17 protein-coding genes are annotated in these 20,049 nt (G+C 48.7%); 12 read left to right on the forward strand and 5 right to left on the reverse strand.

The genetic code is table 11. From position 1 onward, the window contains the following. Nucleotides 1-19: 19 nt before the first annotated feature. A complete protein-coding gene (locus tag EVJ34_RS08325; RefSeq protein ID WP_131485244.1) occupies nucleotides 20-925 on the reverse strand; it encodes an NAD(P)-dependent oxidoreductase in 906 nt (301 codons plus the stop codon). Then, nucleotides 922-1,767: an aldolase/citrate lyase family protein gene (locus EVJ34_RS08330; protein ID WP_131485245.1), complete on the reverse strand. Its 846-nt coding sequence runs from the start codon at nucleotides 1,765-1,767 to the stop codon at nucleotides 922-924. Before EVJ34_RS08330 ends, EVJ34_RS08325 begins: the two co-directional genes overlap by 4 nt. 282 nt (nucleotides 1,768-2,049) lie before the next feature. Here EVJ34_RS08330 and EVJ34_RS08335 point away from each other — a divergent pair, with 282 nt between their 5' ends. Beyond that, a complete protein-coding gene (locus EVJ34_RS08335; RefSeq protein WP_131485246.1) occupies nucleotides 2,050-2,697 on the forward strand; it encodes an acetyltransferase in 648 nt (215 codons plus the stop codon). Nucleotides 2,698-2,739: 42 nt separating this feature from the next. Here EVJ34_RS08335 and EVJ34_RS08340 read toward each other — a convergent pair whose 3' ends face one another. Further along, nucleotides 2,740-3,195: a hypothetical protein gene (locus EVJ34_RS08340; protein WP_131485247.1), complete on the reverse strand. Its 456-nt coding sequence runs from the start codon at nucleotides 3,193-3,195 to the stop codon at nucleotides 2,740-2,742. A gap of 374 nt (nucleotides 3,196-3,569) precedes the next feature. Here EVJ34_RS08340 and EVJ34_RS08345 point away from each other — a divergent pair, with 374 nt between their 5' ends. From EVJ34_RS08345 to EVJ34_RS08375, 7 genes are all read left to right on the forward strand, one after another. Next, a complete protein-coding gene (locus EVJ34_RS08345) occupies nucleotides 3,570-4,511 on the forward strand; it encodes a hypothetical protein (protein ID WP_131485248.1) in 942 nt (313 codons plus the stop codon). Further along, on the forward strand, nucleotides 4,492-5,349 hold the full coding sequence (locus EVJ34_RS08350; RefSeq protein ID WP_131435731.1) for a GGDEF domain-containing protein: 858 nt from the start codon (nucleotides 4,492-4,494) through the stop codon (nucleotides 5,347-5,349). Before EVJ34_RS08345 ends, EVJ34_RS08350 begins: the two co-directional genes overlap by 20 nt. Next, complete coding sequence (locus tag EVJ34_RS08355) at nucleotides 5,339-7,030, forward strand: DUF2334 domain-containing protein (RefSeq protein WP_131485249.1); 1,692 nt, start codon at nucleotides 5,339-5,341, stop codon at nucleotides 7,028-7,030. The genes EVJ34_RS08350 and EVJ34_RS08355 overlap by 11 nt, the downstream gene beginning before the upstream one ends. Before the next feature lie 2 nt (nucleotides 7,031-7,032). Beyond that, nucleotides 7,033-8,280: a glycosyltransferase family 2 protein gene (locus EVJ34_RS08360; protein ID WP_131485250.1), complete on the forward strand. Its 1,248-nt coding sequence runs from the start codon at nucleotides 7,033-7,035 to the stop codon at nucleotides 8,278-8,280. A gap of 12 nt (nucleotides 8,281-8,292) precedes the next feature. Next, nucleotides 8,293-10,329 carry a cellulose biosynthesis cyclic di-GMP-binding regulatory protein BcsB gene (locus tag EVJ34_RS08365; protein ID WP_131435737.1) on the forward strand — a complete coding sequence of 679 codons (2,037 nt, stop codon included), beginning with the start codon at nucleotides 8,293-8,295 and terminating at the stop codon, nucleotides 10,327-10,329. A 339-nt stretch (nucleotides 10,330-10,668) separates the two neighbouring features. Beyond that, the gene (locus tag EVJ34_RS08370) at nucleotides 10,669-12,576 is read left to right on the forward strand and encodes a beta-glucoside-specific PTS transporter subunit IIABC (protein ID WP_131435739.1); all 1,908 of its coding nucleotides are present in this window, start codon (nucleotides 10,669-10,671) and stop codon (nucleotides 12,574-12,576) included. Nucleotides 12,577-12,613: 37 nt separating this feature from the next. After that, nucleotides 12,614-14,068: a 6-phospho-beta-glucosidase gene (locus EVJ34_RS08375; protein ID WP_131485251.1), complete on the forward strand. Its 1,455-nt coding sequence runs from the start codon at nucleotides 12,614-12,616 to the stop codon at nucleotides 14,066-14,068. Nucleotides 14,069-14,107: 39 nt separating this feature from the next. On the opposite strand, the gene EVJ34_RS08380 is transcribed toward EVJ34_RS08375, so the two are convergent. Continuing rightward, on the reverse strand, nucleotides 14,108-14,320 hold the full coding sequence (locus tag EVJ34_RS08380; protein ID WP_131485252.1) for a hypothetical protein: 213 nt from the start codon (nucleotides 14,318-14,320) through the stop codon (nucleotides 14,108-14,110). A 169-nt stretch (nucleotides 14,321-14,489) separates the two neighbouring features. Between EVJ34_RS08380 and EVJ34_RS08385 the strand changes: the two genes are divergently transcribed. After that, complete coding sequence (locus EVJ34_RS08385; RefSeq protein WP_131485253.1) at nucleotides 14,490-15,194, forward strand: hypothetical protein; 705 nt, start codon at nucleotides 14,490-14,492, stop codon at nucleotides 15,192-15,194. Next, nucleotides 15,195-15,482, forward strand: a complete 288-nt coding sequence (locus EVJ34_RS08390) for a hypothetical protein (protein WP_131485254.1) — start codon at nucleotides 15,195-15,197, stop codon at nucleotides 15,480-15,482. A gap of 83 nt (nucleotides 15,483-15,565) precedes the next feature. Here the strand turns inward: EVJ34_RS08390 and EVJ34_RS08395 are convergent, their stop codons facing one another. Further along, nucleotides 15,566-16,738: a transglutaminase domain-containing protein gene (locus EVJ34_RS08395; RefSeq protein WP_236636677.1), complete on the reverse strand. Its 1,173-nt coding sequence runs from the start codon at nucleotides 16,736-16,738 to the stop codon at nucleotides 15,566-15,568. Nucleotides 16,739-16,852: 114 nt separating this feature from the next. Here EVJ34_RS08395 and EVJ34_RS08400 point away from each other — a divergent pair, with 114 nt between their 5' ends. Both EVJ34_RS08400 and EVJ34_RS08405 read left to right on the forward strand, forming a co-directional pair. Beyond that, nucleotides 16,853-18,541 carry a hypothetical protein gene (locus EVJ34_RS08400; RefSeq protein WP_131485256.1) on the forward strand — a complete coding sequence of 563 codons (1,689 nt, stop codon included), beginning with the start codon at nucleotides 16,853-16,855 and terminating at the stop codon, nucleotides 18,539-18,541. Then, nucleotides 18,538-20,043: a hypothetical protein gene (locus EVJ34_RS08405; RefSeq protein ID WP_131485257.1), complete on the forward strand. Its 1,506-nt coding sequence runs from the start codon at nucleotides 18,538-18,540 to the stop codon at nucleotides 20,041-20,043. Before EVJ34_RS08400 ends, EVJ34_RS08405 begins: the two co-directional genes overlap by 4 nt. Nucleotides 20,044-20,049: the final 6 nt, after the last annotated feature.

Here is a 20,049-nt window from a genome sequence, read left to right on the forward strand (position 1 = left end):
CTTCGGTCAGCTTCGCATGTCACTGAAGTTGTTCTTGCCGCAAGTTACGGAAGATGTTTTCAAACAAACGTACATTCACCCGATCCGACACGTACGAGTTGTGCGGGGTGAGCGACACCCATTCGAAGTTATAGAGTGCGTGATCCGATGGAAGCGGCTCGGTCTCAAAGACGTCCAAGGCGACCCCGAAGAACTTACCGTCTTCGAGCGCCGCGATCAGCGCCTCTTCATCGATGATTGAACCGCGTGCGACATTCAATAGGACGGCATCTTCTTTCATCGACGCAATCGCCCCTTCGTCAATCACATGATACGTGTCGTCTTTAAGCGGTAAGGCGATCACGACGACGTCGCTCTCCGCCAACACGTCATGCAATTCATCCATCAGCACGTAACGGTCGACGAACGGCACTTGTTTCTCACGATGACCGACGCCGATAATCGTCATATCGAACGCCCGGAGCCGAGTCGCCACTGCTTCTCCGACATGACCGAGCCCAAGCAACGCGACGGTCTTGCCGGTTAGTTCACGTAAACGACGTTCCTTCTCCCAATGTCGATTCGCCTGCTTCTCGCGAAACGCCGCACCGTGTTTCATAAAGTCGAGCAACTGCCAGACGACCCATTCGGCCATCGGCACGGCATACGTATCGCCAGCGTTATACACACGGATGTCTCGCGCCTCGAGCTCCTCGAGCGGGAGTCGATCGAGTCCGGCACTGACGGCTTGGACGAACCGTAGTCGTTCAAAATCGTCGACGTGGCAATATTGGAACACGTTGTTACAAATCAATCCCTCGACCTCTGAGACATCGATGTCCGTCACGTCCGCCTCTTCGCGGAGTGTCGTCACCGTATAGCCGAGTTGTTCGAGTGTTGCGAGTTGTTCAGGAGTCAAGCGCACTCCTGTAGACAGCAAATTCATGACAAGATCCCCTTCTGGTTCTGGATTTCCGTTGTGACGGCATGCACGGTCGAGACGAGGCTCAACCGGTTCATTTCCAACCACTCCGGTGTCGCGTGTTCGAGCTGTTGCTCGTACGCTCTAATTTTCCATACCCCTTCTTGGAATAGTTGTGCCTGTCTCGCGTCAAATTTTCCGGTCGATCCGATATTGCAAAAGCTGCGCGAAAGAATCGCGAGTGACGAACCGAGACGGACATGCTCCCCAAGCACCTTCTCGGCTGGGAGCTTCCCTTCCCCGATCCGGGCGATGCCACCGAATCCATACGGGATGCCCGTCGCCTGCATTTGTCGAACAATCGCCTCGATTGTCCCGTCGGCGAGCGGCTCGAACAGGAAACGTTGTCCGTAACTCAAATGCAGGTCGTTCAGGCCGATATGGATGTAGTCGATGCCTTTTAATGTGAGCACGTCCGGCATACAGGTGACAGCTTCTCTCGTCTCACACAACAGGCAGACTTTGGCCCGCTTGTCGACGAGCTCGATGAACGTCGTGACTTCGTCGACCGTCTTGTAGTATGGCAACATGACGACGTCCGCGCCGCGGTTGATGACCTCATTGATCTCATAGCGCGAGCCTTGGAAGATTGGATTGACGCGGACGAGCAGCTCGGCATGCTTCAAGACCGCGCGCAATCGACTGACGTCACGAATGGCGTGGCGTGAGATGACCGTATCTAGATGTCCTTGCCGTTCTTCTTTCCCGTTCAATTCCAAATCGACAAACACCCAGTCGACCCCGTTCTGTTCGGCGAGCAGCGCGATCTCCGGCTGGTTCGTGATATACATCAGTTTTAAAGGCATGGCGAGCACTCCTTCCGTATATAGATTACGTTAGGAAAATAGCCCGTCCGAAAAACAACAAAACGGAAATGCGGATAATGCTTTTGCAATCCAAATCCAACTGCTTCTTATTTATATAAAGCTGCATGTTGATCCGAAGTGATACACCCGCTTCTCGAATATGCTTTGATATCAAACTATGCTCGAAACTTCTTTCAGGTTTTGTTTTAAATATGAGGAATCGGAAATAACTAACGTACAAGACAAAAATTCGACAGTTTTCGGCAAAAGGGGTGGCCAATCATGGAATGGATTGTGATCTTTGGTGCAGGCGGTCACGCACAAGTGTTGATTGATATTCTCGAAGTGATGGGTGTTTATCGAATTGCTGGAATCTATGACGACAGCCCAGCTCTGTTAGGGAAGTTCATTGCAGGATATCCAGTGTTGGGGTTTGTTGATTCGAAGACAGTTATCAAAAAAGGCATCATTGGTATCGGCGACAATGTCCAGCGCGAGCGGATTGCTGAACATATAAAACTGCATCATCCAGACTTTGAATTCATCAACGCCATCCACCCGAGCGCCGTCATCGGCAAGAATGTGACGCTCGGTGAAGGGACGGCCGTCATGGCAGGGAGCGTCATCAACCCGAACGCCGTCACCGGTCCGCACAGCATCATCAACACGATGGCATCGGTCGATCACGACTGCGTACTTGAACCGTTCGCATCGATTGCACCGGGCGCCCACCTCGGTGGCAACGTCCACATCGGTGCCCGCACGTTCATCGGGATGAGTGCGACAGTCATCCATGGTATTCACATCGGTCACGACACGGTCATCGGGGCCGGGGCCACGGTCGTGAAAGACATTCCGAACCATGTCGTCGCCTACGGGTCTCCCGCCAAACCCATGCGTGGCCGGGTCATGAACGAACGATACTTGTGAACACAAAAATGAGGTCACCCTGATCATGGGCGACCTCATTTTTCATTTCAACTCGCGATGCAGCTCACGGTCGGTGATATAGTCCGGCTCAAGTTTCAAGATGACTCGGTCGAAGGCGCGCTGGAGACCAAACATGACGAGGCAGAGTACCGCGAACAGTAGGAAGAAGGATGGTCCCGGTGAACCGGAATCATACGAGCCGAAGAGCGCATACAACATGGCCAATCCGCATAACGTCAGCCAAAATGGCAACCGGACGAGCCGTTGATACGTCGGATTGTCATTGAACGAGGCCCGGATTGACCCGAGTTTCCATTCACGAATGGACAGCGGAATGACACCGAGAAACCCGATGCCGAGAACGACGAGCTCGTATGTAGAGACGTACTGGACGAGCGTTCCTGTCACAATGGCTGAGGCGGCGCCAATAATAAAGGTCCTTGTGTTCCCTTGCCGCGCATAGTCGACAAGGCGGCGGATATGTTGTTCACGTCTCATATACTTCTCCCCAATCTATTTATTTTTATAATAAAATACTTTTGTGTCCCGTCATATTTGTTGAGTTTATACTTACTTGATTCACTTAAACATCCATTATAGAAATATACTTACAGCTGGCTTACTATAAAAATGTAAGCTTTTCATTTCTTTGACTAATAATCAATCGATTGCTTCCGATAAACAAGGTGAACAACGCATATCATTTATTCTAGTCGAATCGAAGTAAGGAGTGTCGTATGCGCTATTATATTCTTTCATTTCTTGTATTTTCCCTCTTTCTTTCTTCTTGCTCAAAAGAAGAAAAAATGATTGTCCCGCCTCAACCTTACGATAGCGAATTTCCTATTGAATCGTTTATCCGTGAATTTCTCATGACAGAAGATGGATTGATTCGGACGAATATCACTGATCGTCAAACCGAGTTTTTATCAGAGTCGATTGGGCTGTATCTTCTGTTTCTCGTCGAGCAGGAGCGAAAAGAGGAATTTGCTGAACAAGTTAATGTGTTATCCACTTATTTTCTCGATAAGTCGAATTTAATCGCTTGGCGCATTGAAGACAAGGACGGAAAGATGGAACGGAGTACGGTCAACGCATGGATTGACGATGCCCGCATCGTACATGCCCTGTACGAAGGGTCAGATGCGTTTGGTGAACCCGCCTACGCCGAGCTCGCCGATGCGATTGCCCGCCCATTGACAACTATCGCCACTAAAGATGGATTGCCCGTCGATTTCGTGGACATGAACACAAACGAAGCGGGCAATGTCATCACGTTAAGCTATTTAGATGAAGCTGCCCTAAGATGGATGGGACCTTCCTCATCGCTCTACACGAATAGTCGTAATCTGTTAGCCGAAGCTCCGCTCAGCGGTCCATTTTTTGCAAAATCTTATGACATGTCTACGAGTACATATGCATTTGATGAAGAAATCAACCTTATCGATCAAGCGTATGTCGCGCTCCGCTATGAACAGTTCGGTCTGCCGACAGATTCATTTTACGCATTCTTCCAAAATCAATTTGATGACGGTCCGGTCTACGGTCGCTATGACCGACAGACAGCTACCAAAACGGTCGAATATGAGTCTCAGGCAGTCTACGCACTCGCTGTCTTTTATTTACTCGAGCGAGGGGAACGGGAGTTTGCGACTCGTGTGATGGACCGCCTTCAGACGCTCGCGGTATCAGACACATCTTCAAAATACATTGGAGGACAAATTGATATAATGACAAACGAGACACACGCGTTTGATAATTTATTACCATTATTAGCCGAAGGAGGACTACTTGATGGATACCTCGTTCCGTAAAGCGAGTCTAATCAGTATGCAGGTTTTCTTACTTTTAATCGCCGTGACGCTTCTCGCGTTTTATGCACCAAATATGGGGAGTGTTCATCTTGAAAGCATGCTGTTAATGATGTTCGCCGCTACGGTGAGCCTGTTCATAGGGATACGGGCAGGGCTCGTGACGTCGCTCGCTATCCTTTTTTGTTTCGGCAGCCTCTATTTTTGGAATATGTTCTTTCGACCGAATGATCAAGTCTTGCTCTTTTCGGAAGTGACTTTGCTTTATTATGGGGTTTGTCTCATCGGACTTGTCATCTTGAGTGGAACGCTCTATGAAAACGTACACAGAATGAGCCTGAAAAATCAAGAATTACAAGATCAAGTCCGCCAGCTTGTCGCCATCGATGCCGAGACAGGGCTCGACAACAAAGAGCGATTTATGCTTGAGTTACAATTAGAAATTGATCGTACAAAGCGCCATGGCGAAGCATTCACCGTATTTTTGTACAAAATTGATTATCTTACCGAATTCAAAAAGCTATATGGTGATCGAGAGTACGAACGATTCTTGTTGCACTTTAGTAAACAGTTACACTACTCGACACGAACAACCGATAAAAAGTTCCGATTGTCTAACGAGGAATTCGCAGTCATCTTGCCGTATGCGTCCGAAGAACACATGTCGATTTTGACGGAACGGTTTCGCAACATGATTGGTGACTATCGAACAGATTCCAATAAAACGGTGACGTTCACCAATCATATCGCCTACTATACGGTCAAGAAGAACTCGGACATCGAATCTCCAGATGATATCCTCGGACTGATTGGAAACGAGTTGAAGAGCTATGCGTTATAAAATTTGGTTTTTCAGCCTTTTGTTGCTTCTACTCCCCAGCACGGTACACGCGGCTACACCGACCGTCGCCATCGTCTACAGCTCGACCAGTATAGAAATCCCGCCGGAAGTGTATAAGCTCGAGGCGCTTGTCTCCCGATTCTCAAACGAAATCATGATGGTCCGTGATATTGACGTAGACACGGAGACTCTCGCACAAGTCGACTCCGTCCTCTACTACGGACTGTCGACCACATCTATCCCAGATATAGTACGCGAGGAAATTGAGGCGGCTGACGTGCCGGTTTACGCTATCGGTCACAATGCGACTCAGTTGACGATGTTCGCACAACTCGATATGTCTCGTGTCGCTGGCGCATCTCAATTTTATCAATCCCGTACAGACGAGACTGTGACGTTCCCACTGGCCGATGTCATCACGACTGTCGAGGGTGACGCATTATCTGTTCACGCGAGTCTTATGCGCAACGGTAAGGCCACGGCGGTCATCGTTCAGACTGGTCCTCACTTCTATGCCGGGATTGACAACCTGCTCAGCCCTTCTTCAATCTTGCTTGCAGACACATTATTCGATTTCTTCTCTGTCGAGGCGAACGACGGACACACCGGATACTTGCGTCTTGAAGACATTAATCCGAGCTCTGACCCCGCACTTGTAGAAGCGGTCGGAAATCGTTTATTGGACCGGGGCGTACCTATTTTACTTGCCGTCATTCCAGTCTATACCGATGAGGAAAGTGGTCAACGAATTCAACTAAGTGATCGCAAAGAACTCGTCGACGTCTTACGACAACTCGAAGCGCGTGGCGCGTCCGTTCTCGCGCATGGATATACCCATCAATATCGTTCTTCGGAAACAGGTGAAGGGTTTGAGTTTTGGGATGTTGAGAACAATCAACCTGTTTTCGTCCCATCAACAGAGAATCCGCCTCAATTACTCGGCCGCGAGGCTTTTCCAAGCGAAGAGGCCTACCTTACTTATTTAGAGCCATTACTTGAAGATGAAGCGAACTATATTCGTACCAAATTGACGCGTTCGATTCATGAGCTCGTATCACTAGGGCTTCACCCCCTAGGCTTTGAGGCACCACATTATACGATGTCTCACTCCGGATATGCCGTGACGGCGGAACAATTCACGAACGTCTTCGGCCAAGTGCAATGGAGCAATACAAATTGGCAGGTGATGGGTTCAACCCCATACGTGTCTCGACCCGCCCTGTTGAACGGGATGACACTTTACCCGGAGACGATTGGCTACGTCCGGACCGATATCCAACGACCGATTGACGAGATGCGACGTGCGATGAATGAGATGCTTCTCGTCCGCGAGTCGGTGCTCGGTGCGTTTTATCATCCGTATATCGGTATGGAATATGTCGATGACGTCGTCGATTTGATGGAATCGGTGCCTGGTTTCAAGTGGCTCGATTTACGAGCCCAAAACGAGCGTGTCATGACAGAAGATGTCTCCATCCGTACTAACGATGCGAGATTCATACTACAGGATGAACGTAATTTCTTCATGAAACAATTCCATACGTTCCTACCCACCTCCTTTTTTGAGAGGATGTTGATGGGTCTTGCACTCATCACGTTTTTCGCTGTGATGGCATTTTTGACGTACACCTTATACTTACGCTCTCAACGTAAGCAACGACTGTTCAAGGAGCGTGATTAAATATGGCGAACGGTTTATTTATCTTTTCGCTCATTATGATTTGGACCATGCTCCTCTATCATATGTTTTTGATGCAAGGTGGATTTTGGCACTTCATGACGTATCGCAATCCCATCCCAGAATGGTCGGCACGCATGCAAGATCTACCAAAAGTTTCTGTCCTCATTCCGGCCCACAACGAGGAAGTTGTAGTTGCTGCGACACTTCGCGCCATGGCCCGGATTGAATATCCAAAAGATAAACTAGAGGTCATCTTGATTAACGACAACTCCTCGGATCGAACCGGAGAAATCGCTCAACGTTTTGCCGATGAACATGCCTTCATTCATGTCGTCAAAACGACCCCGGAGTTTGCTGGTAAAGGCAAGTCATCCGCACTAAACTTCGGTTTATCCAAGTCGACCGGAGATGTACTTGTCGTCTATGACGCGGACAACACACCCGAAAAAGACGGGGTCTATCATCTCGTCATGGGACTCTTGAATGACCCGAAAGCCGGTGCAGTTGTTGGCAAATTTCGGGTCATCAACGCGTACGAGACGTTATTGACCCGACTTATCAATATCGAAACCATCTGTTTTCAGTGGATGGCGCAAGCCGGCCGGTGGAAGTGGTTTAACATCGCCACAATCCCAGGAACAAATTTTGCGATTCGACGCTCCATCATCGAGGAACTCGGTGGATGGGATGAACAAGCGTTAGCCGAGGACACCGAGCTGACGATTCGTGTCTATGAGTTAGGTTGGCATATCCGTTTCTTCCCTGCTGCTATCACGTGGGAACAAGAACCGCAGACATTATCCGTTTGGTGGAAGCAACGCACGCGGTGGGCTCGAGGTAATCAATACGTCGTGCTAAAGTTCATGAAACAACTCTTTACACTGAAACGAAAAAAGATTATTTTTGATATCTTTTATTTCTTCTTTACGTATTTTTTATTTTTCTTCGGCGTCATCCTATCAAACAGTCTGTTCGTCATCAATCTTTTTGTCGACATCGGGTTAGAGGTTGGAAATATTACGCTCGTGCTCTGGATCCTCGCCTTTTTGTTATTTGTCACCGAAGTGTTCGTGACGCTCAGCATCGAACGATCTGAGTTCAATACGCAAAACTTCTTTACGGTTATCTTTATGTACTTCACGTACAGCCAATTATGGATTGTACTCGTGATTTACTCTCTGTATTTAGAATTAAAACGTGTGTTATTTAATCAAGAAGTAAAATGGTACAAAACAGACCGATTCGGTTGAAAGGACGAACCTATGAAACCATTACTCCCATCTTTAGTCAGTACAGCGCTGCTCATGACCGCAATCCCAGTCCAAGCCAAAAGCGACCTTCCTTCGCCAATCCCAATCATTTCTACGGGAGCAACGAGTGAAAGGATGTTGACGACGACCGATGATGTCTTGCCCGGCGAGACATCATCACGTACTTATACGTATACAATATTGACAGACGAGTCACCCGATCCCTCAAAAAAATTATCACTTGATTGGTCACACTCGGAACTATTGATTCCACCTTCGGCCCTAACAGTCGAAATCGATGGCGAGCCTGTTGAATCAATCGCTTTGACAAATGATACATCAGAAGGAAATCTTCAAATTAAACTCAAACGTGAACAGTTGACAAAAGGGACACATGAGGTAACCGTTCGGTATACCGGTATCCTCCGAGGACGGATGTGCGATACTGGCAACACGACAGGCAGCTGGTTCACTGTACGTCCGTCTAGTTTTGTCTCTCTCGGCAACAAAGCGAGTCTGACGCTAAACGATTATCCAAATCCTTTCACACAGACGTTTAACGATCAATTGACGATTGTCGTACCAAACGAACCGAATGCACAAACGCTTGAAGCCGGTTTGTTGCTATATCGCCAATTAAAAGGAGATGCCACAGATTCCGATAATGTCTCGATTCAATATGAACGACAGCTCGAGACATTTGACGGGCGCTACGTGTTCATTGGAGAGGCCGGCGGTTTCACAGATGTCGTTGGTGCGTTAATTAAACGACTCGATACTCCCGTGCCATCTGAAGGACTACTACTGAAACGGGCATCTTTGATTGAAGGTAAAGCTTCGACTGATGCGATGTTCATCCTTGCGGAAGAGGCTGCATCGTTTGAAGGAACGCTTGATCATCTGCTCATTGAGCGACAACGACAGCAATTGAATGGGGAATCGCTAGTCTTGACGAGTAGTCCCGTGAAACAAGATACATCAGCTGTCGTGCCCCTCCGTTCACTTGGGGCATCAAACTTGTTATTGAGCGGAAGTGCAGCGGTCAGCCCAAACTATTTCTACCCCCTCCCTGCACTTGGCGACGACTCGAATGTAACACTCGATGTTATGTTCAAGTTATCCGACAACCTTCGCGTGAATACAGAAGAACAAGTCATGACTGATTTCACTGCTTGGATCAATGGCGTACCGTACTCGATTCCGTTAAACGACATTCAAAAGGATTCGGAGTGGCAGCAACACGCCATTCAAGTCGATACAGACACGCTTAAGCGGTCGACGTTTCTTGATGTTTCGTTTGAAGCGAACGGACTTCGATCCGAGGGCCCTTGCACGAGCAGCGACACCGACCGTTGGATTTATGTATCAGACGACAGCCGTGTCACATTGCCTTCAAGTGCTAGTACGTCTAGTCAAGATGCGTTTTTAAACATGGCGAGCCTCTTTACGACCGGTGAAGGCATTGTGTTAGTTGTGCCAGACGGTAACAGCACAATGGAGCTATCCAGCGTTGCGAACGTGATGAGTGGTCTTCCCATAACACCGCTTAGTGGTCAAATCGAAGTCGTGCGTGCACAGGATGTGACCGAAGATTTACTAACAACCCGATCCATCATCTTTATCGGTAACCCCGAGACGACACCTTTGCTTCAAGACCAAAAAGAGAAGTGGCTCGTCACTCGCAATGACGCGATCGATTTGGCACAGTACGGATTCGTTCCCGAGACGTCTGAGGAGTACGCATGGATTCAACCATCACTGTGGAACGACGAATTAGCGATGATCGTCATCGCGACGGACGATACGGTCGACCCTTCATTGATGCAGACCATCGTCTTCCCAAACGAGACATTTAGTCTAGCTGTGAAGAATAGTAACGGCTCTGTGTTCACAAACAGTCAGTCGATTTCAGAGCAGGACACCGAGACGGCTGGAACCCAATCGAACGAACGACAATCAATTTCTTCCGTTTGGTATTTTGCAGGCTTCATCACACTATTAGTCGCCATCCTTGTCATTTTATTTATGATGCGCCGGAAAAAAGTATAAATTCATTAATCTAAACGCCTCATCACGACAAGCATTAGCTTTCTGTCGTGATGAGGCGTTTCATATCATCGTTCAATTGATTCGTGCATACACAGACCCTACAATCCATTAAAAAAATAAAAAACGATAAATGTAAGCGTTGACATTTGTTTTGGCGGGTGCTACATTTCAAGTATCAAATAACAACTGAACGGTCTCCTGCGCAGGAATGTTACCTTTAGTGGGCATAACCTGACTCGAGTCAGATGATAGACGTAACCATGCGTCCCTCATCTGACACGGGTCAGGTTTTTTATTTGACGCAAACTTAAAAATCCAACGTAAAGGAAGGGAACGGACATGAAATACGAACAGCTCGCACGCGACATTATCCAACACGTCGGCGGCAAAGAGAACGTCAACAGCGTCGTCCACTGTATCACCCGTTTGCGCTTCAAATTAAAAGACGAAAGCAAGGCCAACACGGAAGTCATCAAAAACATGGACGGTGTCGTCACCGTCATGAAGAGCGGCGGTCAATACCAGGTCGTCATCGGCAACCACGTCCCGGACGTGTATAAAGCGGTCGTCGAAGTCGGAGGTTTCCAAAACCAGTCACCGGTCGAAGAAGAGGACGGCCCGAAAGGCTCATTGTTCAGTCGGTTCATCGATATCATCTCTAGCATCTTCACCCCTGTCCTTGGCGTCTTGGCCGCGACCGGGATGATCAAAGGGTTCAACGCCCTCTTCGTCGCCGTCGGTTGGCTCGATGCCACATCCGGTACGTATCAACTGTTGAACGCCATCGGCGACTCGCTGTTCTACTTCTTCCCGATTTTCCTCGGCTATACGGCCATCAAGAAGTTTGGCGGCAGTCCGTTCATCGGGATGGCCATCGGGGCGGCGCTCGTCTATCCGACGCTATCGACGCTCACGGCCGGTGACCCGCTCTACACCGTCTTCGCCGGCACGATGTTCGAGTCGCCGATTCATATCACGTTCCTCGGTGTCCCGGTCATCTTGATGACGTACTCGACATCGGTCATCCCAATCATCGTCGCGGCGTTCTTCGCAGCGAAGCTTGAGAAGTTCTTGAAGACGGTCATCCCGGACGTCATCAAAATGTTCATTGTCCCATTGTTGACGTTGCTCATCATCGTCCCGCTCACGTTCATCTTGATCGGACCGATTGCGACGTGGGCCGGTATGCTACTCGGTAGCGCTACGGTCGCCGTCTACAACTTGAGCCCGCTCGTCGCCGGTCTCTTTCTCGGTGGCTTATGGCAAGTGTTCGTCATCTTTGGCCTGCACTGGGGACTCGTCCCGGTCGCCATCAACAACTTGACGTCACTTGGCTCGGACCCTGTCCTCGCACTCGTCTTCGCGGCCTCATTCGCGCAAATCGGTGCCGTGCTCGCGGTCTTCCTTCGCATCAAAAATCAAAAGATCAAAACGCTCTCTATCCCGGCCTTCATCTCAGGAATCTTCGGTGTCACCGAGCCGGCCATTTACGGGGTCACGCTTCCGCTCAAGAAACCGTTCATCATGAGCTGTATCGGTGGTGCCGTCGGTGGTGGAATCATGGGCATCATGGGTACACAAGTGTATATGATCGGTGGACTCGGCGTCTTCGGATACCCGTCGAACATCTCACCGGAAGGGCTCACGACCGGCTTCTACGGATCACTCATCGGGACGGCCGTCGCCTTCGTCGTCGGTTTCGTCTTGACGTACTTGTTCGGTGGCGTCAATAAAGCGGTCGCCGCGACGCCACAGCCAGACATCACACCGGTCTCACAAGAAGTATCAGCGACAAAAGTCGGTCAGGAGCAGATCCTCAGCCCGCTCGCCGGCAACGTCGTCAACTTGAAAGACATCTCGGACGTCGCCTTCTCATCTGGTTCACTCGGTCAAGGCGTCGCCATCGAACCGACGGAAGGAAAGCTCGTCGCCCCGGTATCAGGTACGGTGTCCGCCCTCTTCCCGACGCATCACGCCATCGGCATCACGACCGAGACGGGTGCTGAGGTGCTCATCCATATCGGTATGGACACGGTTCAACTCGAAGGCAAACACTTTAAAGCCCACGTCACGCAAGGTGAGTTCGTCGAGAAAGGACAGCTGTTGATCGAGTTCGACCTCGACGCGATCAAACGTTCAGGCCGAGCGCTAACAACACCGGTCATCGTCACGAACCGAAAAGTGATTTCACCGAACAAAGCATCACACGTCCAAACGGGCGAACCGATTTTCGTCATCAACGAATAAATGTGGGATGGTTCGTCCCTCCCCTATCTTAGAAAGGATGGATTTGATGAGTTTTCCAAACGGATTTTTATGGGGCGGCGCCATCGCCGCGAACCAAGCTGAAGGTGCGTACTTAGAAGGCGGGAAAGGCTTGACGACGGTCGACTTGTTGCCGACCGGGAAGAAGCGGTTCGACGTCATGTTCGGCGACTTGCCGTCACTCGAGCCAGTACCGGGCGAGTTTTATCCGTCACACGAGGCGATCGACTTCTATCACCGCTATAAAGAAGACATCGCCCTGTTCGCCGAGATGGGCTTCAAGGCGCTCCGCCTGTCGATCTCATGGGCCCGCATCTTCCCGAACGGTGACGACGCCGAGCCGAACGAGGTCGGACTACAGTTTTATGACGACGTCTTCGACGAGCTGTTGAAGTACGGTATCGAACCGGTCGTCACGATCGCCCACTTCGACGTGCCGGTCAGCTTGATCCAAAACTATGGCAGTTGGCGTGACCGTCGTGTCGTCGATTTCTTCGAGACGTACGCAAAGACGCTGTTCACCCGCTATAACGGCAAAGTGAAGTATTGGATGACGTTCAACGAGATCAATATGCTGTTGCATTTGCCGTTCATCGGCGCCGGTCTCGTCTTCGAGGACGGTGAGGACAAACAGCAAGTGAAATATCAAGCGGCGCACCATCAGCTCGTCGCGAGCGCGAAAGCGGTCAAGGCGGCACACGCCATCAACCCGGACATGCAGGTCGGATGCATGCTCGCGGCCGGTCAGACGTACGCCTACTCGTGCAACCCGGACGACGTCTTGGACGCGATGGACAAGGACCGTGAATCGTTCTTCTTCATCGATGTGCAGTCACGCGGCGAGTACCCGGGCTATGCCAAACGTTACCTCGACGAAAACGGCATCACGCTCGAGATGGAAGACGGCGACCTCGAGCTGTTGAAACAGCACACCGTCGACTATATCGGCTTCAGCTATTACGCGAGCCGAACGACGAGCACGGACCCGGAAATCAACGCATCGACCGAAGGCAATATCTTCAGCTCACTCGAAAACCCGTTCCTCGAGAAGTCGGAATGGGGCTGGACGATCGATCCGACTGGCTTCCGTATCACCGCGAACCAACTGTACGACCGCTATCAGAAACCGTTGTTCGTCGTCGAGAACGGACTCGGTGCCGTCGATACGCCAGACGCGAACGGCTACGTCGAGGACGATTACCGCATCGACTATATGGCGAAACATATCGAACAGATGCATGAGGCGATCAAAGACGGCGTCGAGATTCTCGGCTATACGAGCTGGGGCCCGATCGACTTGGTCAGCGCCTCGACCGGCGAGATGAAAAAACGTTACGGCTTCATCTACGTCGACAAGGATAATGCCGGAAATGGAACGCTCGTCCGCTCGAAGAAAAAGAGCTTTGACTGGTATAAACAAGTCATTGAGACGAATGGTGAAGAAGTGACGCTAAAGGCGTCTGTAGAGAAATGAGAAAAGCAGCTTCGGCCGAATTGGCTGGAGCTGTTTTTCTCATTTTTCTGCTTTTCGAGATATTTCCCATTGTATTTTACTGGTATCACGAATTAAAAATATGCCTTTGTGATTCGTTAATTCATAATCTTGTGAAGCAATTACAAACTCATGTTCATTTTCAAATCTTTCTACTTCCCACGCATGAACAGGTGCCCCTAACTCATACGCCAGAACATTAGTAGTATCTGTATACAATTTGATTTTCTTCATTTCATTTCTCATCTCCTTTCAAAAAATATACCACATCCAAAAAGACTATAAAAACATCAGTTTAAACTGTAAAATTGACACTCTTAGTAGCGTCCATATATACTAGCATTAATCATCGATATACACTTGATACACTTGCATTAAATAAATGATTGTTAGGGGGGTATTGATGCCAAACATCTTTCAATTAAAAACTCGACCTCAAGGAATCGAAAGAGGATATTTATTTCACACAGATGACTTTATATCAATTGGCTGGCCTAATTTAGGTGATTTATCAACTTGTACAAGAGAAGATATTCGTAATAGACTTCATAAAGCTTATGGGTATGAAGGGCAACCTTTAGGTTCGCATGCCGGATCGATTAATATTTTTGTGAACGATGTTCAAGAACAAGATATTGTACTAATAAAACTCGGCATTTTAGTTTGTATTGGTGTTGTAGGACCCTATAAGTACATTGGAGAATATGATGACGTTGTGGGTGAAGAAAATATTGGTGATTCAATTCCTAAAATCGGATTATGCCATCAAAGAAAAATTTTATGGACTTCAATGATTCCAGCAAACCGATTAAATGAGGTCATGAGGAATTTTATTAATAACAAAAAAGTCATATCAAAATTCCGAGGGACATTTGAGGAATCTGAACTTGAGCAATTTATCTATAAAGATTATAAAGAAGATGATGAACTTGACGACATGCACGAAGGACAAAACGGTGACAGTAGAGATACTACTTTAAATTTTACAATTACAGATCTCCAAAAAGCTAAACAAACTCTGATTAACTTATTAGACGAAGCCGACCCTAATATACGACTAAAGGCATCAACAATAATTATCAATTTATTTCGTGAGGAGGAGATTTAAATGTACGAATTGAAATTTCAAAAAGACACAAAAAGCTCGGAGATTTATAAAATTGGAAACTATAAAATCTTTTTACCTTACAAAGTATTTTATAGATCTGTAAGTAGAACTAATGAAGGATATGCTATGCAAGACAGTGACTTCTTAGACTTCAAAATTGTTAAAATCAAAAATTTGGACTCTAATAATATAACCACAAAAAGTATGTATGAATCTGACACTGAAATTTTAAAGTTAATTGAAAAAGATTTTAATAGTGGCAAGAGTCGCTTTAACTGGCCCGATTGAAGCCATATCTCGTTACCCAGTATCCCTTAAGAAAGACCGTAATTTTCATCCGGTATTGGAGGATGAAAATTACGGTCTTTTTATTAGTAATCAGCTATTGCAGTAGCTGGATACTCTCCAATCTCCCACGTATGGTCTTTCTGAAGCGTCTCATCGGACACTAAAAAATAATCGTAGCCGACCTCACCCACTCGATTCGGGACGGGATCGTTCCACGTCGTGTCCAAGTGATACCAAGCGTCGTCAAGCTTCACGAGATTCCATGCGTGTAATCCGGTCTGGACCTCGCCAGAGATATACTTCGCTTCCACCCCCGCGGCTTCTAACAACAAGAGCGTCGTCAACGCGTATCCTTCACACACACCTTCCCCATTAAACAAGATGGAGTACGGCGTATATGGACTCGCTTGGCTGTCTAAATTGTAGGCCGTGTTTAGGACGACATAATCGTTTATGTATTTCACTTTTTCATAGTCGCTCAACCCGACCGGCATCTCCGCGACGACTTGGTCGACTCTCGCTTCAATCTGTTTTGCTTCCTCGATGTTCATATCGTAAGCCAACCCGACGTCCAAATCGACATAACCACCATAATCGCGATACTCGGTCTCACCGCCGCGTGATAAGCGGAACACGTAAATATGATTCGCTTCAAGCCAGTCCCACGCTTCTTCCATCGTGTGTTCAAAGTCTCGACTTTTGCCAATATAGCGGATGCTGAACGTTTCATCGAATTGACTCATATGATAGGCGAGGGCCTGACCAAGCTCCTCTGGTGATGCGACTTGCGTCGGCAGCTCGAACGTCTCGTCGAGAATAGTGGCCGATGAACTCGCCACTTGCGTTGAACCAGGCCAATTCAACATTTGCGCCTCATGATAGGCCGCATATCCGCCTACCAAACTGATGCTCAACATCATCAACCCCAACGCGCTTCGCCCTATCACCGTCACCGAAGACAAGATGGCCGAGCGTTTGTTTTTAATCAACCGATTTAACTCATCGCTTACCATTTGCTCCAATTCGGTCCGCTTCATCTTCACTTTCGGGTGGACTTGAAACACGACTTTTCGATACACCGGGTCGAGGAGCTGAAACTGTCGGCCTGGATGATGCTCCGCCTGTTTCAATTCGTAGTGAATCGTTTGAAGTTCTCGCCGCAAAGCCCGATGAACGAGTCTTGTAGCACGTCCGGTCCTGAACAAGAGTACGGCCACTCCTCCGCTTAATCCAACAATCAACAGATACATCATCATCTTCACCATAGCCGCTCCTCGCATCGTTGTTTACCAGCTAGAATATTTTCCCTACCTGCCATTCTCTATAAGTATATAATAACTTTATAAACAATATATGGAAGGTGATATTTGATGAACATTAATACATATTTGAAAGAATACGCCCACACCTTACTTGGTGATGGTACGCATATCGCACCGAACGTACCCGATAAAAAACTGAACGGGGCCATTAAAAATTATGCAGAAGATGCGCTCCCGGAACACGTCGTCGTCTTGTATGATTCAACGCTCTTCAAAAGCGGCAAAGAAGGCATGCTGTTTTTGGGTGACCGCTTCTATTTCAAACCGTTGCTCGAAAAACCGATTTGCGTCTACTACAAAGATCTACAGCGCGTCGATTTGGACCGCGAAGTCACGTATAAAAATGATAAGCGAAAAGAGAAACTTCACATCGTCATGCACACCGAGCAATATGACTACAGCCTGTCCGACAAACTCGCAACGTATAACGTCGAAGGCGTCGTCGAACTATTGAACGGGATTGCAGCGTTAAAAGATAAAGAAGACGAACTCGTCAACGTCTCGCAAGTGACACCGCTCGCCGACTTGCCGGAAACGTATAAGCTCACCTATTTAAAGGTCTTGGCTAACTTCACGTTCGTCGATGATCAACAGGTTGACGCCCAAGAGTATAGCGAACTGATGTCGCTCGTCACCCGCATCCATCTCAGTTCAGACTATCGGTTGCAACTTCGCGGCTACTTGAGCAATCCAGACGAACATACACCGACAATCGCGTTGATTGACGAGTTACGCGATTTGTCGACGACCATCGATTTTTCCATCGTCGAGAAATCGTTATTTAAAGACCTACTTTACCTCTTCAAACTGAAGCGTCCACTTTCGGCTTGGTTCGAGAACAAGTTTCTTGAAGAGTTGAAAGAAGTTCTCTACATCTCGCGCGAAGAAATCGAACTCATCTCAAGCGCCATCCAAAGCGACGAGGATATTTTGACGTTCCGCAAAAACGACTCAGAGATCGCCAAATCGATGAAAGACTTGGCGGCAAAAGCCGCCGCGGTCGGTGTACCACTCACAGCCATTTACTTATCCGGTTCGGTCGTCGGCTTGAGTGCGGCCGGATTGACGTCTGGTCTGGCCTCGCTCGGTATGGGTGGGCTGCTCGGCTTCTCGAGCATGTTCACGGGCATCGGAGTGTTGGTCGTCATCGGAGTCGGCACGTACCAAGGTCTGAAAAAAATCACGGGCATGAAAGACATCGAGAACAACAAACAACGCGAGTTCATGTTGCAGGCCATCATCCGCAACACCCAGCAAACGCTCAACTGTCTGCTCGAGGACATCAATGAAATCTCGAATCGACTCGTTGTCGCGATTCAACAAGGAAACGTCAACTCGGAGAAAATCAACCAGCTATCGAACATGTTGCAGATGCTCAGTCAGAGTGCCCAGTTCAGTGCCGACAAACAAGTCCACTCTCAAAAAGAACAAATCATCACGCAACTGCCTCCGAAACTGAGTACCGTTCGCTTAGACGAGTTGACGTCGAAACCGACGTATCAAAAACTACGCGACTATGTGTATGCGTGTTATTCGCCGCAACCGATTCAGCTCGATGATTTGACGTTCAGTTCCGAGGAAGAGCTCGTCTTGAAAGAGACGCTCACCCTAGAGGAATTGGAACAGTTACATGAATCGTTCCAAGCAATCGGCTACTTCGAAATGTCCGGCGGCGGTCTGGCTGAAGTGACGGGTGGGGCGAAGCGTCTTGTCAAAAACGTCTTCGGTGACAAATGAAACGATCCGATCAAGACATCATTGATAAGGCAAAGGCGTTACTCGTCCAGCAACATCAAGCCGCACAGGCTGAGCAACGTTTAGGTGACATCAATTCACACTTGAATCGACTTGAAGACACGCAGGACGCTCAATCGGTAGCGCTCGACAACTTATTCGAGGACATGATGCGGCTCATGAATGGACAGGCCCCACAGACAGAAGCACCTCAGCTGGCGCCGTTAACCGTCCCGACGTTTGACGATCTCGAACCAGTCCAAGTCTCGGACGTATCGTGGGAGCTCTATTTAACGAAGCTCGAGTCATACGCAACACGGCATGACGTGACAGGACTCGACGACCCGTTCGCCCATCTGTTGACGGCACGACAGCGACATGATTTGGCGACAACATTCAAAGAAGAGTTCTTGCTGAAGGAAGCGGAATGTGACCGCTACGATTACATGATCGCGTCCTTCAGCGGTCTTGTCGCTGGATTGATTGATAGTTTCTTCGTCGGTTCCCCAACGGACAGCAAACTCCGGAGTTGGTCGGATGAGAAAGTCGACAACGTCGTCATCAAGTTTGCGAATCTCGTCTGGAAACAAGACAAAAAGAACGGCGCCCGCCTCCGCAAGCAACCGGATTCGATTGCGAGCGCCATCGGTTTTTTGGAGCGCCGTTTTAAAGTGAACTATGACGCGCGTTACGCACAGGATTTGACGATGGGCGAAGCGACACTGAATATGCGTCCGTCGGACCACCATTTGAAATCGCTCGCCCACGCACCGGACATCATCGGCTTATTCTTCTCGATTTTGGATCAGTTCACGGGCAAGGCGAGCTTCGTCTCGGACGGCCGACTGCTTCGTCTCGAACCAAAAGAAGACGGTTCGCAGCGGTTACAAGGTGGAAATCTATTAGCCAAACTGTTCGCTGGGTTTGCCAACTGGTTCGGTCACCTCTTATCTGACGTATCAGGGTCGAGTGGTGTGCGCGGTCACGACAACGGTCGTCGCGGCGCCGGAATCCCGCTCCCATTTTTCGAGCTGTTTCAATTCGCCGACTTTGGACAAGTTTCGCATAAAGGACAGACACTCTCGTTTGCCGACTTCTCGACGAAAGTGTTCGAGAGTGGCTATGATGCACGTCACGGTGTGGCGATGGCGGTACCGGTCGTCTTCAACGAACTCGTCATCCGCCTACTTTGGGGATTGAAGAGCCTGTTTTATCACAAGAACGGCTGGCTCGCCTCGATTCCCGTCGGCAATAAACCGCCGCTCCGGAAGATGTTGCTCGTCGGCCACGGTGCGCTATGCCTGACTGATGGAATGGATGCCTACATCCGAAGTGGCAACGTCCCGATTTTATTTGCGACGCGTTTGAACTACGTCGCCTGGAGCCGCTTCGCGTTCGCCTCAATGCAAGAACTGAAGCATGTGCTCGGGAAAGACGTGTACGACTGGAAAGCAGTTGATGCCCACCTTGAGCAAGAATGGAAGAAGCTTAGCGGTGAATATTGATGATAA

Source organism: Exiguobacterium sp. SL-9 (assembly GCF_004336985.1).
GTDB lineage: Bacteria > Bacillota > Bacilli > Exiguobacteriales > Exiguobacteriaceae > Exiguobacterium.

Excerpts from the sequence above, each read along its gene's own strand:
- EVJ34_RS08325 (WP_131485244.1), bottom strand. The coding sequence starts at position 925 with ATGAATTTGCTGTCTACAGGAGTGCGCTTGACTCCTGAACAACTCGCA.
- EVJ34_RS08355 (WP_131485249.1), top strand. The coding sequence starts at position 5,339 with ATGCGTTATAAAATTTGGTTTTTCAGCCTTTTGTTGCTTCTACTCCCC.
- EVJ34_RS08390 (WP_131485254.1), top strand. The coding sequence starts at position 15,195 with ATGTACGAATTGAAATTTCAAAAAGACACAAAAAGCTCGGAGATTTAT.
- EVJ34_RS08385 (WP_131485253.1), top strand. The coding sequence starts at position 14,490 with ATGCCAAACATCTTTCAATTAAAAACTCGACCTCAAGGAATCGAAAGA.
- EVJ34_RS08395 (WP_236636677.1), bottom strand. The coding sequence starts at position 16,738 with ATGATGATGTATCTGTTGATTGTTGGATTAAGCGGAGGAGTGGCCGTA.
- EVJ34_RS08400 (WP_131485256.1), top strand. The coding sequence starts at position 16,853 with ATGAACATTAATACATATTTGAAAGAATACGCCCACACCTTACTTGGT.
- EVJ34_RS08360 (WP_131485250.1), top strand. The coding sequence starts at position 7,033 with ATGGCGAACGGTTTATTTATCTTTTCGCTCATTATGATTTGGACCATG.
- EVJ34_RS08335 (WP_131485246.1), top strand. The coding sequence starts at position 2,050 with ATGGAATGGATTGTGATCTTTGGTGCAGGCGGTCACGCACAAGTGTTG.
- EVJ34_RS08350 (WP_131435731.1), top strand. The coding sequence starts at position 4,492 with ATGGATACCTCGTTCCGTAAAGCGAGTCTAATCAGTATGCAGGTTTTC.
- EVJ34_RS08380 (WP_131485252.1), bottom strand. The coding sequence starts at position 14,320 with ATGAAGAAAATCAAATTGTATACAGATACTACTAATGTTCTGGCGTAT.
- EVJ34_RS08330 (WP_131485245.1), bottom strand. The coding sequence starts at position 1,767 with ATGCCTTTAAAACTGATGTATATCACGAACCAGCCGGAGATCGCGCTG.
- EVJ34_RS08370 (WP_131435739.1), top strand. The coding sequence starts at position 10,669 with ATGAAATACGAACAGCTCGCACGCGACATTATCCAACACGTCGGCGGC.
- EVJ34_RS08365 (WP_131435737.1), top strand. The coding sequence starts at position 8,293 with ATGAAACCATTACTCCCATCTTTAGTCAGTACAGCGCTGCTCATGACC.
- EVJ34_RS08345 (WP_131485248.1), top strand. The coding sequence starts at position 3,570 with ATGACAGAAGATGGATTGATTCGGACGAATATCACTGATCGTCAAACC.
- EVJ34_RS08340 (WP_131485247.1), bottom strand. The coding sequence starts at position 3,195 with ATGAGACGTGAACAACATATCCGCCGCCTTGTCGACTATGCGCGGCAA.
- EVJ34_RS08375 (WP_131485251.1), top strand. The coding sequence starts at position 12,614 with ATGGATTTGATGAGTTTTCCAAACGGATTTTTATGGGGCGGCGCCATC.
- EVJ34_RS08405 (WP_131485257.1), top strand. The coding sequence starts at position 18,538 with ATGAAACGATCCGATCAAGACATCATTGATAAGGCAAAGGCGTTACTC.